The organism is Pseudomonas sp. GL-B-12, assembly GCF_019955895.1.
In the GTDB taxonomy this organism is placed as follows: Bacteria; Pseudomonadota; Gammaproteobacteria; order Pseudomonadales; family Pseudomonadaceae; genus Aquipseudomonas.
Genome location: NZ_JAHBCX010000044.1, coordinates 34393 through 46194 on the forward strand (window position 1 = coordinate 34393; position 11802 = coordinate 46194).

An 11802-nucleotide genomic window follows, 5' to 3' on the forward strand; every position below is an offset into this window, starting at 1 on the left:
TGCTCGCGAAGAGGTCAGTTAAATATTGGGGGAATCCATTCTGTAACCCGCACCCGGCGAACCTTCATGGAGTGCCACCTGAATTTTCGAATACAAGGCATTCGCCTCAGCAGTGGTGATTGATCGCGAACAATCACGCAGTACAACACGTAGCAGCACATTCTCCTGCCCCGGCAGCAATCCGAGGCGATCAATGGCCTGCAGAGGCAGTTCTGTGAACGCCCAGCGCCCTTTGATCTGCATTTCCTCGATCCAATCTGAACAATCGCCAGCTGCCTGCAACATCCTTTCAGTCAACACTTCCTCCCTCAGCCCCGGCGTTACCGCTAACGAAATATCACGAGTAATCGAAGGCAACCGAGAGACGGCGCTCCACGGATCCAGATCATGCATCTGTGCCTGTACTCGTTCGTTCTGATCACGCAGCAAACGAATATCCGGAATGCCTTTGCGCAGCATGGTCAAGCGATCCAATCCCATTCCCAGCGCCAGACCTCCATGACGCAAAGGATCGATCTTCAGTCGCTCCAATAATGATTTGGCAATTCGACCGCACTCCAGAACCTCTACAGGGACGCCGTCATTCAACAGATTTACTTCGATCCCGCCCTCAGTGTAGTGATGCGGACTATCACTGTAGATCCAAGGCATATCAGGCACGGCGGATTTGAGGATATCGCCGACCAGGCAAAGTAAATGCTCATGCGTCGACAAATCAGGATCACCGAGCACCCAGATATCCATCTGATGCGGCTGCGCACAATGCCAACGATCCCGGCTGTCGCGACGAAAAGTGATACCAGGCGCGGCCAATAATATTGACTGCCCCGGTTGTCGTAGCTTGGCCGCTCGCTGAAGCGCAGACGGAATTTGGCTAGTGGTTTGCGTCCGTAACAGAGACCACTCGTCAACCCATCGAGTGTGTGCACTTCCAAGCGTAATCTCAGATGGGTCATAACCAAGCAATCCGTAGTTTTCTTCAGCGGAAACAATTCTCGGCCCCGTCTGCACTTGCGCTTGTGGCCAGCCCTTATCCGTTAACCCTTGAAGGACCTCCTTGAGCAATAATCGAATGGCGTGATCGGGTGTAGCGGGCTCAGTTAGATCAGCCAGTAACAAGGCTTGGTGTACGGATGTCTCTGTCAGATATTTCTTTGATTCCTGCACTACACAACCCCTTATTAACAATTGAATGTAGCCCCTCGCAAAAAGAGCCCCATAGACCAACCTAACGATTTAAGATCGTCCATCACAACCAAATCCGGTGAAAAACTAAATTTTCAGAAGAGGACTACAGCCACTACTTACACAAATAACCAAGAGCTTCTTACAAGACGCCTCACGAGCATCATTAATTCTAAAAAAACCTCAAGCAGCCTATTTAATACATCAAAAAAATCTGTATTAATTATTTCGCCCCCTCAAGACCACTTGGGAGCACAAAACCAACAAAATGAAAAAGGATGATCAAATGAAAAAGAAAAATGTCGTTAAAGAAAAGCTCACCCGCATAATTTCCGGCCCGGAAAATTTTGGCTGGGCGCCGTTAGCTTGGGCTCATACTGAAGAGTAAACGATGAAAATGGGCGTCAAGATCACTCTTGCCGCCCACCGACAAAAAAGGAGGTACCAATGTTATCCAGATCGATGATAACAACGCTCTTTGGTCAAGAAGAGCCTTCCATAATTGCGGACTTTGAGGAGTTCCTCCAAGAGTGCTCTAAATTAGGATTCAAGACACTCAACATCTCTGACATCGACAGTCTCCCCAAAAATAGCATCATCTTTTCATTCACTAATGACGCAGCGAAAAAGACATTTGAAATTGCGAAAAACACCAAACACAAAAAAAGCATCTTTTGCGCAACACAAGTATTCGAGCCTACTTTAAAAGCAGCACTTTATAGTTTCAATCTATTATTGGTAAGCGACTTTCAACGAGCACTAAGCACACAAAGACATGTACTGAACATGCTCAATTCACACAACTCATTTTTCTTGACTGGAAATGACGCTGACGCGCAAATAACGATAGCCCCTCACGCTCAGCCTTATGCTTTTATTACGGAGGATATAGAAAACGATTTCATTCATTCCGTGGCGGAGTTTTTTGAAGTTCATTATGCTCACATGAATCCACAAGATCCGAGTCCATTTTCCTTTCACGGAACCTTGAAAATAGCCGGAATACTTACAGTTCTTAGAAGACCCAACCCTGTTTTACCAGAAGGCTTAAATATTTCTTTAAAATGGTTGAGCGATCGCATATCTGTAGAAGGTGCACTATTGACCATTGAAGACAACACAATCACCTCACTGAAAATAAATGGCAATGAACACATAAAACTATTGGATCTTGCAGCAGGGCCTAGAGGCCTCAAGCTGACTGAGTTTGCTATTGGAGTAAACGACACAATCGCAAATAGCATTAACTACAAAATCAACTCTCAATTAAACGAAGGGATTAATGGCGTTCATATAGCAATCGGGGACGGTTCTTCTGGTTATCACATAGATTTCCTGAGCCCGACAGTAAAGGTAAGCCCGACTCACAACAGAGCCAACCTGATCGCCCTTACTACAGCCTCCCACATCACGGCAATGTCTAAAACATGACACTATAAAAGGGCTTACAGAAATGATGAGCAGTGACGCACGGCAAGTTACCGATAGACCTCAAGGCGCGCAGGCCGGCGGATTCTGGTGTACCTGTAGGCTTGCCCGCGGTAAGACCAGCACATCCAACATCAATGCTGACTGAAGCACCGCTTTCGCGAGCAGGTTCGTACCCACAATTGATCGGAGTCGCTCATGGACCTCACCCGCACCCTGATCATCGGCAACTCCGGTTCCGGCAAGAGCTGGCTGGCGCAGCGGCTGGCCGAGCAACTGCATGTGCCCTGGACCGATCTCGACTGGATTCACTGGCTGTCCGACGAACACAGCATCCCCCGCCCCCGCGCCGAAGCATTGACCATGGCGCGGATCGCGGCCGAACAAGAGCGCTGGGTGATCGAAGGCGTGTATGGCTGGATCGCCTGCGAACTCCTGCCACGGGCGACTGCGCTGATCTGGCTGAGCGTCGGGGACGAGGATTGCGTGGCCAACATTCGACAACGCGAGGCCGGGCGCGATGAGCAGGACCTGTTGCTGATCGACTTGCTGGAGTGGGCGGGCAGTTATCGCCAGCGGCAGGGGTCAAGTGGATTTGCGGCGCATCAGCGACTGTTCGAGGAGTTTTGCGGTGGGAAAATCCGTCTGCGGGATCGGGAGGAAATCGCGGCGCTGGTTCATCACTCGTAAATTTTTGCAGCTGTGGTCGGACAATCCTGATGGATGGCGTGTAGCTCAGAATGGGATTACATCAGTCACGGAAACGTCCTGAGGAACATTCGGCGATACTCGATACAAGCGTGGATGCACTTTCCACGTAACAACCACTCGTAGGTATCGCCTTGCTAACATGTACTCATTTCTGTACGTTCTCTGCATCAAGCGAGGACAATCACATGGAAACCATCAACTACACCAACGCTCGGGCACACCTGGCGCAAACCATGGACCGGGTGAATGAAGATCGCGCCCCGCTACTGGTAACCCGCCAGAAAGGCGAGCCGGTAGTGATGATGTCATTGGCCGAATACAACGCACTCGAAGAGACAGCCTATCTGCTGCGCTCCCCAGCCAACGCTGAACGCCTGATCAAATCAATCAGTAGCCTGCGAGCGGGCAAAACAAAAACCAGGCAACTGATTGAAGAATGAATATCGAGTTCACCCCTGAAGCCTGGGACGATTATCTCTGGTTCCAGCAGAACGATAAGGCCGGGCTCAAACGTATCAACCTGTTGATCAAAGCTATCCAGCGTGAGCCTTTCGACGGTCTGGGAAAACCCGAACCGCTCAAGCATAACCTGAGCGGATTCTGGTCACGCCGGATAACGGCTGAACATCGACTGGTCTACGCCGTTGAAGACGGCGAAATACGCGTCGTGATGTGCAGATACCATTACTGAGCAGAACTTCAGCCCGCTTTCACCACCCGACCCACCCCTCTGACAATCATCTCCACCTCCCGCTCATCAATAGTCAGCGGCGGTAGCAGGCGGATGGTCTTGCCCCGCGTGACGTTGATCAGCAAACCGTGATCCCGGGCGGCGATCAGGCTCAGGTCGCGGATCGGTTGCTTGAGTTCGATGCCGATCATCAGGCCCTGGCCGCGGATTTGCGAGACGTTCGGGTTGCCCGCCAGTTCTGTGCGCAATCTTTCGAGCAGGCGCTCCCCCTGAAGCCGGGCGTTTTCCAGCAGCCCTTGTTCTTCAACGATATCCAGCACGGTGCAACCGACCCGGCAGGCCAGCGGATTACCGCCAAAGGTGCTGCCGTGGCTGCCCGGCGTGAAGAGTTCGGCTGCCTTGCCACGGGCCAGGCAAGCGCCGATGGGCACGCCGTTGCCCAAGCCCTTGGCCAGGGTCATGACGTCCGGGACGATGCCTTCGTGCTGGAACGCGAACCACTGGCCGGTGCGGCCGATGCCAGTCTGGATTTCATCAAGCATCATCAGCCATGAGCGCCGGTTGCACAGTTCGCGCACGGCCTTGAGATAGCCCGGTGGCGCCAGTTGCACACCGCTTTCGCCCTGGATCGGCTCCATCAGGATCGCCACGATCCGCGAGCCAAAGGCCTGTTGCACCTTGTCCAGCGCGTCGAGGTCGCCGAACGGCACTTTGACGAAATCCCCCGGCAGCTTGTTGAAACCCAGGCGCACGGCCGGACCATCGCTGGCCGACAAGGTGCCGAGGGTGCGGCCATGGAATGCGTTCTCCATGACCACCACCAGCGGCTGCTCGATGCCCTTGTGCCAGCCATGCAGCCGGGCGATTTTCAGTGCGGTTTCGTTGGCTTCGGCCCCGGAGTTGTTGAAGAACGCCCGGTCCATGCCCGCCAGCCGCGTCAGTTTCTGCGCCAGCCGCTGTTGCCAGTCGATGCTGTAGAGGTTCGAGGTGTGCAGCAGCAACCCGGCCTGTTCAGTGATGGCAGCGACGATTTTCGGGTGGGAGTGGCCGACATTGGTCACCGCCACACCGGCAACCGCATCCAGGTATTCGCGACCGGCCTGATCCCACAGGCGAGTGCCCAGGCCCTTGTTGAAACTCAAGGCCAAGGGTTGGTAAGTGCTCATCAGGCAGGCGGCGGTCATGACATCAAGCTCCAGCAGGGGTCGGTGTTTTTGCAGTATGGTTAGCCACCCGAGCTGGATAAACACTGTAAAACTTCAATCATTTAAAAGCAGAGCTTGATAATGGATCTGTTCCAGGCAATGACCGTCTACGTCAAAGTGGTGGAGACCGGCAGCATGACCGCCGCCGCCTTGCAGTGTGAAATGTCCACGACCATGGTCGGCAACCACCTCAAGGCCCTGGAGCAACGGCTGGGTGTGCGCCTGCTCAACCGCACGACACGGCGCCAGCGGCTGACCGAGTTCGGCGCCGCGTATTACCAGCGCTGCCTGGAAGTGCTGGGGTTGGTGGCCGATTCCGAGCGACTGGCCGAGCAGGCGCTGGACGAACCGAGCGGCATCTTGCGCATCACCGCGCCCTTGACCTTCGGTACCGAGCGCCTGGCGCCGGCACTGAGTGAGTTCAGCCGGCAAAACCCGCGGGTGAAACTCGACGTGGTCCTGACCAACCGACGCCCGGATCTGCTGGAAAACGGCCTCGATGTGGCGTTTCGCCTCGGGGCGCTTGAGCCCTCCAACCTGATCGCCCGCCCGCTGATCGACTACACCCTGACCATGTGCGCGTCACCGGAGTACCTGGCCCGGCGGGGCACACCGCAAACGCCTGAAGACCTGCGACACCACGATTGCCTGTCCTTTGCCTATCCGGCCGGGGATGACTGGCAATCGGTGCAAAAGGAATGGCGCCTGGCCGGTCCCGATGGCGAAGTCAGCGTAGGGGTCGGCGGGCCGATGCTGATCAACAGTTCGGCGGGGTTGCATCAAGCGGCGCGCACCGGCATGGGCATCGTGATGATGCCCGATGCCCTGGTCGAGCAAGACCTCAAGGACGGAAAACTGCTGGCCCTGATGCCCGATTACTGCCCGCCCAGTCGGCCGATGCACCTGGTCTACGCCCAGGATCGCCACCGTTTGCCGAAACTGCGGCGCTTCGTCGAATTCGCCGTGCAGATGTGGGGCAAGCACCCGTCGGCCGAATAGGCCATGCATTTACATCCCCGCCTTCACCAGCACCGGCTGTTCCTGATATCGATTGGGGTACAGCTGCTTCAACTGCGCGACCTTTGGCAAATCGTTGATCACGATGTACGGATAGGTCGGATGTTCGGTCAGGAAGTCCTGATGCTCCTCTTCCGCCGGGTAGAAACCGTTGAAGGTTTCGAGCTTGGTCACGATCGGCTTGTCGAAGGCATGGGCGGCGTCGAGCTGGGCGATGTAGGCCTGTGCGACCCGCTGCTGCTCGGCACTTTTGGTAAAGATCGCCGAGCGATACTGGGTGCCGCTGTCCGGCCCCTGGCGGTTGAGTTCGGTCGGATTGTGCGCCACCGAAAAGTAGATCTGCAGCAAGGTGCCGTAGCTGACCTGAGCAGGATCGAAGGTCACTTCGACCGATTCCGCATGGCCGGTATTGCCGTTGCTGACGCGCTCATATTGCGCGGTATTGGCCGCCCCGCCCGCGTAGCCGGAGACGGCGTTCTTCACGCCTTTGACATGCTGGAACACCCCTTGGACACCCCAGAAGCAGCCGCCGGCGAACACCGCGGTTTCGCTGCGGGCCTGGGTGGTTTCGTCGAGGGCCGGCGGTGGAAGGATGACCCCCTCTTCGGCGCCACCGAAGGAGAACGCCGAGCATTGGCTGATGATGCCGGCAGCCGCCAGCCCCAGCAGGGTACGGCGCCAGGTAAAGAGTGTTTTCATGGGGCGAACTCCTGAATCGTTGGAAGTAATCAGCCGAAGGTGAAGGCGTAAGCCGACGCACCCGGATCAAGAAACTCGATGCTGAAGGTCCGGTCGGTCACGCCGCCGCTCTGGCGCACCAGTTGATACAAGCGTTGGTCCGTCACGGTGCCGCTGCCATCGGGGGCCACGTCCATGCCGTGGTCATTGCCCGGCGCGTTGCCGTCGATCAGCACCTTGAAGCGCACCGGTTTGCCATCGGCGCCAGGGCCGAGCACCAAATGCAAATCACGGGCGTGGAAGCGATAGACGATGCGGCTGGCCGGTGCGCTGGCAGTGGCCCGCTCCGGGCCGACATGCCATTGGCCACCCAGGCTCCAGTCGTTGAGGGCCAGTTGCGCCGGCGGGTTGTAGGCCGCGACCTTGTCCGGCACCAGCGCGGTTTCCGGTACGAAATGCTCAGCGCGCTGGTAGCCGACATAGGTTTCCGGCGACTGCACGGCGTCGTTGTCCGGGGCCATTTGCACGCCGTCGGCCTTGGCACTGATCAGCCCGTCGGCGACCTTGGCCGCCCCCGCCTCGCGCAGCAATTGCTGGATGACCCGCTCCGACTCGGCGTACGCGCCTTCGCCGAAATGGTGATAACGAATGCGTCCCTGGGCGTCGGCAAAGTAATGCGCCGGCCAGTACTCGTTGTTGAAGGCGCGCCAGATCTTGAACTCGTTGTCGATGGCCACCGGGTAGTTGATGCCCAGGTCTTTCATGGCCTTGGTGACGTTGCTGACGTCGCGCTCGAAGGCAAACTCCGGCGCATGCACGCCGATCACCACCAGGCCCTGATCGCGATATTTTTCGGCCCAGGCTTTGACATAGGGCAGCGAACGCAGGCAGTTGATGCAGGAGTAGGTCCAGAAATCCACCAGCACGACCTTGCCTTTCAAGGCCTGGGCATCGAGGGGTGGCGAGTTGAGCCATTGCACGGCGCCCTCCAGTGACGGCAGGTTGCCTTCGACCGGCAAGGTGCCCGGGGATTTCTCGGCCACTTGCACCGCGCCCGCGGAGGTCGTGTTTTGCGCCATCATCGCCCCGCTGTTACGCGGTAACTTGCCGGACAGTTTCTCCACCAACGCTTGCTCGATTCCGCCGGTCGACGCCGTGGAAAACCGCGCCAGAACCCCCGTATCCAACCCCAGGGCAATCGCCGCCACACCGGCCAGCATTGCAGCGCCCAGACCGCGACGCAGCCATTCACCCGCGCCAATCGAGCGCTTCATCGCGGCGAAGACTTTGCCGCCCAGCAACAAGGCCAGCGCGAGGGACGTGGCAGCACCGGCGGCATACGCCAGCAGCAAAAAGGTGGTTTGAATGCTGGCGCCTTGCAGCGCCGCACCGGTCAGCAGCAAACCGAGGATCGGTCCGGCGCAGGGCGCCCACAACAGGCCGGTGGCCACGCCGATCAGAAACGAAGCGCCAGGACGCGGCCGCGAATCGGCGCCCGCCACCTCCGACAAACGACTGCCCGCCGCCACCAGTGGCCGGGTCAGGCGTTCAGCCAATTGCGGCAGCAACAACGTCAGACCGAACAACGCCACGAACACCAGCGCCAGCCAGCGCCCGTACTGGTTGAGTTGCACCACCCAGCCACCGCCCACCGCCGCCAACGTGGCGACCAGCGCGAAGGTCAGCGCCATGCCCACCAGCAGCGGCAATCCGCTTTTGACGAAGGGTTGCCCGGTGCGGGCGAAGACAAACGGCAACACCGGCAGAATGCACGGGCTGACAATCGTCAGCACACCACCGAGATAAGCGAGGACCAGCAGCCACATGGCGATTACCTGCAAAAAGTGAGTGGAGGGGAATCACACCGTCTTCGGCACGAATTTCATCGCCAGGCCGTTCATGCAGTAACGCAGGCCGGTGGGTTTCGGGCCGTCGTCGAAGACATGGCCCAGATGCCCACCGCAGCGCCGGCAGTGAACCTCTTCGCGGACCATGCCGAACGCACGGTCCTGGCGGGTGGCCACGGCCTTGTCCAGGGGTGCCCAGAAACTCGGCCAACCGGTGCGGCTGTCGAATTTGGTCGCTGAGGAAAACAGCGGCAGGTCGCAACCGGCGCAGGCGAAGGTGCCATCGCGGTGCTCGTTGTTCAGCGGGCTGCTGTAGGCCCGTTCGGTACCCTCTTCGCGCAGGATGTCGTACTGCTCATCGCTGAGGATGGCGTGCCATTCTTTGTCACTGTGGGTCACTTCGAATGCCTCCGCTGCGCTGGCCTCGCTGATTAATGCGGTGCCTGTGGAAAACTTCGGCAACAGGCCGATCGCCAGTGTTGCCACCCCCAGTCCGCCGCTCACTAGAAGAAATTGCCGTCGTGAAAACATGCTCGTCTCCAAAAAATCCAGGGGTGTTTCATGGAACACAGCCTAGGCTTTGGGTGATCGCCAAATCCTCACGGGAAGTTAAACAATTCGTGATAACTCGGGCCCTGAAAAACCCGCACAATGCGTCCATTGCGCCGAAGGATTGAGCTGTATGGAACAGACCAAACGCGTCCTCGTGGTCGAGGACGATATGCATATCGCCGACCTGATCTGCCTGCATCTTCGCGATGAGCAGTTCGAGGTGGTGCACAGCGCCGATGGCGATGAAGGCATGCGCCTGCTGCAGCAAGGCAACTGGGACGCACTGGTCCTCGACCTGATGCTGCCCGGTGTCGACGGCCTGGAAATCTGCCGCCGCGCCCGCGCCATGGCTCGCTACACGCCGATCATCATCACCAGCGCGCGCTCCAGCGAAGTGCACCGGATTCTCGGCCTGGAGCTGGGTGCCGACGACTATCTGGCCAAGCCCTTTTCCATGCTTGAACTGGTGGCCCGGGTCAAGGCGCTGCTGCGCCGGGTCGATGCCATGGCGCGCAACCTGAAGATGGACGCCGGCAGCCTGCTCACCGATGGCTTGGCCATCGACCCGATCACCCGCGAAGTGTCCCTCGACGGACGGCGCCTGGACCTCACGCCCCGGGAATTCGACTTGCTGTACTTCTTCGCCCGCCAGCCCGGCAAGGTGTTTTCGCGCATGGACCTGCTCAATGCCGTGTGGGGCTACAGCCATGAAGGCTACGAGCACACGGTCAACACCCACATCAACCGCCTGCGCGCCAAGATCGAGGCGGACCCGGCGCAACCGGTGCGCATCCTCACGGTCTGGGGCCGCGGCTACAAGTTCGCCACAGGCGAGGAGCCGCAGCCATGAGGCTGACCCTGACGCAACGCCTGTCCCTGGTGTTCGCCGTGCTGCTGCTGGTGTGCTGCGGCACGTCGGCGTGGTTGCAGGTGCGCTCCAACCAGATGCATGAGCAGGAAGTGGTGCAAGGCTTGTCCCGGGACCTGGCGCAGCACATCGCCAGTGACACGGTGCTGATGGACACCCAAGGCCTGATGCCCAATGCCGTGCGTGACCTGTTCAGCAAACTGATGCAGGTCAACCCGAGCGTCGAGGTGTACCTGCTCGACACCGAGGGCAAGATTGTCGGCAGCGCCGCGCCCGAGGGCCGGATCCGTCGTGAGCGGATCGACTTGGCGCCAATCCAGCGCCTGTTGCGGGGCGATGCCCTGCCGATTCTCGGCGACGACCCGCGCAGCGTCGATGCACGCAAGGTGTTCAGCGCTGCGCCGCTGAAGGTCGACGGCAAGCCGGCCGGTTATCTCTACGTGGTGCTGCTCGGTGAGGATCACGACCGCCTGGCCGAGCGCGGTGCGACCAGCGCGGCACTCAACACAGCGCTGCTGTCCATCGGCCTGGTGGCGCTGCTGTGCCTGATCGCCGGTCTCACGGCGTTTGCCCTGATTACCCGGCCGTTGCGCCGCCTGACTGAAACCGTCAGCCAGTTCGACATCGATGGCGCTCCAGTCACCCCGGCCCTGCCCGTCGCGGTGGAAAAAGCCGCCAGTCACGATGAAATCGCCGTGCTCGATGCCGCGTTCCGGCAGATGCAGACCCGCCTGGGCGAGCAATGGCGCTCTTTGACCCGCCAGGACCAGGAGCGCCGCGAACTGGTGGCGAACATCTCCCACGACTTGCGCACGCCGCTGGCCTCGTTGCACGGTTATCTGGAAACCCTGTCGCTCAAGGACGCTACGCTGTCCCCTGCCGACCGCCGTCGCTATCTGGGCATCGCGCTGGACCAGAGCCGCAAGGTCGGTGGTCTAGCGCAGTCGCTGCTGGAACTGGTGCGGCTGGAGCACGGCTTCGTGCAGCCGGTGCTGGAACGCTTTTCCCTGACCGACCTGGCTCAGGACATCTTCCAGAAATTCGAGCTCACCGCCGAGGCGCGCAAAGTCAAACTCAAGGCCACCTTCGCGCCTAATGCCTCGGCGGCCTGTGCGGACCTCGGATTGATTGAACGGGTGCTGACCAACCTGTTCGACAACGCCCTGCGCCATACCCCGGCCGGTGGCGAGGTCGAACTGGGCCTGCGCCCGCAAGGATCGTTTATCGAAGTCACCGTCAGCGATACCGGCCCCGGCATCGCCCCGGAACTGCGCGAAGGGTTGTTCCTGCGTCCGTTCAATATCGGCGGCGCACGGCGTGATGGCGGGTTGGGGCTGCGGATTGTGCATCGCATCCTGCAATTGCATGGGCGCGAGATACAGTTGATCGATGTGCCGGGGCGGGGGGCGACGTTTCGGTTTTCTTTGCCGATCGATGAGGAAACGGCGACTGCGTTGGCGGTGCGGTCGATGAACCTCAATACACCCAGACAGGCCTAACAGTCCGAGGCGCCTGCATCGCGAGCATTCGAGCGTCGACCGGCTGCTCCTACAGGGGAGCAAAAAAATGACCAGCCGCCCGTTGATCCGTGACAACGCCGCCCCGGTCCAATAGATTAGG

General features: G+C 58.9%; 12 protein-coding genes. 7 read left to right on the forward strand and 5 right to left on the reverse strand.

Annotated elements, in window-relative coordinates; all coding sequences use genetic code 11:
* Positions 1–18 precede the first annotated feature (18 nt).
* Complete coding sequence (locus tag KGA85_RS22525; protein WP_223459214.1) at positions 19–1167, reverse strand: hypothetical protein; 1149 nt, start codon at positions 1165–1167, stop codon at positions 19–21.
* A gap of 465 nt (positions 1168–1632) precedes the next feature.
* On the opposite strand from KGA85_RS22525, the gene KGA85_RS22530 reads away from it, so the two are divergent.
* The 4 genes from KGA85_RS22530 to KGA85_RS22545 all read left to right on the forward strand — a co-directional run bounded on the left by KGA85_RS22530 (position 1633) and on the right by KGA85_RS22545 (position 4015).
* A complete protein-coding gene (locus tag KGA85_RS22530; RefSeq protein WP_223537570.1) occupies positions 1633–2616 on the forward strand; it encodes a hypothetical protein in 984 nt (327 codons plus the stop codon).
* Between the two features lie 195 nt (positions 2617–2811).
* On the forward strand, positions 2812–3303 hold the full coding sequence (locus KGA85_RS22535) for an adenylate kinase (RefSeq protein ID WP_223459210.1): 492 nt from the start codon (positions 2812–2814) through the stop codon (positions 3301–3303).
* A gap of 206 nt (positions 3304–3509) precedes the next feature.
* On the forward strand, positions 3510–3764 hold the full coding sequence (locus tag KGA85_RS22540; RefSeq protein WP_223459208.1) for a type II toxin-antitoxin system prevent-host-death family antitoxin: 255 nt from the start codon (positions 3510–3512) through the stop codon (positions 3762–3764).
* On the forward strand, positions 3761–4015 hold the full coding sequence (locus KGA85_RS22545; protein WP_015093589.1) for a Txe/YoeB family addiction module toxin: 255 nt from the start codon (positions 3761–3763) through the stop codon (positions 4013–4015). The genes KGA85_RS22540 and KGA85_RS22545 overlap by 4 nt, the downstream gene beginning before the upstream one ends.
* 8 nt (positions 4016–4023) lie before the next feature.
* Here the strand turns inward: KGA85_RS22545 and KGA85_RS22550 are convergent, their stop codons facing one another.
* Complete coding sequence (locus KGA85_RS22550; protein WP_223543383.1) at positions 4024–5199, reverse strand: aspartate aminotransferase family protein; 1176 nt, start codon at positions 5197–5199, stop codon at positions 4024–4026.
* 102 nt (positions 5200–5301) lie between these two features.
* On the opposite strand from KGA85_RS22550, the gene KGA85_RS22555 reads away from it, so the two are divergent.
* Positions 5302–6219: a LysR family transcriptional regulator gene (locus tag KGA85_RS22555; RefSeq protein ID WP_223543384.1), complete on the forward strand. Its 918-nt coding sequence runs from the start codon at positions 5302–5304 to the stop codon at positions 6217–6219.
* A gap of 9 nt (positions 6220–6228) precedes the next feature.
* Here the strand turns inward: KGA85_RS22555 and msrA are convergent, their stop codons facing one another.
* From msrA to msrB, 3 genes are read right to left on the reverse strand one after another with little or no spacing between them, the layout of a single operon-like run.
* Positions 6229–6936: a peptide-methionine (S)-S-oxide reductase MsrA gene (msrA, locus tag KGA85_RS22560; RefSeq protein WP_223532656.1), complete on the reverse strand. Its 708-nt coding sequence runs from the start codon at positions 6934–6936 to the stop codon at positions 6229–6231.
* A gap of 29 nt (positions 6937–6965) precedes the next feature.
* Complete coding sequence (locus KGA85_RS22565) at positions 6966–8741, reverse strand: cytochrome c biogenesis protein DipZ (RefSeq protein ID WP_223543385.1); 1776 nt, start codon at positions 8739–8741, stop codon at positions 6966–6968.
* 33 nt (positions 8742–8774) lie between these two features.
* Positions 8775–9293 carry a peptide-methionine (R)-S-oxide reductase MsrB gene (msrB, locus tag KGA85_RS22570; protein ID WP_223459081.1) on the reverse strand — a complete coding sequence of 173 codons (519 nt, stop codon included), beginning with the start codon at positions 9291–9293 and terminating at the stop codon, positions 8775–8777.
* A gap of 151 nt (positions 9294–9444) precedes the next feature.
* On the opposite strand from msrB, the gene KGA85_RS22575 reads away from it, so the two are divergent.
* Together KGA85_RS22575 and KGA85_RS22580 are read left to right on the forward strand one after the other, a co-directional pair.
* The gene (locus tag KGA85_RS22575) at positions 9445–10164 is read left to right on the forward strand and encodes a response regulator transcription factor (RefSeq protein ID WP_008000098.1); all 720 of its coding nucleotides are present in this window, start codon (positions 9445–9447) and stop codon (positions 10162–10164) included.
* Complete coding sequence (locus tag KGA85_RS22580) at positions 10161–11681, forward strand: sensor histidine kinase (RefSeq protein ID WP_223543386.1); 1521 nt, start codon at positions 10161–10163, stop codon at positions 11679–11681. Before KGA85_RS22575 ends, KGA85_RS22580 begins: the two co-directional genes overlap by 4 nt.
* The last annotated feature ends 121 nt before the right edge of the window (positions 11682–11802 follow it).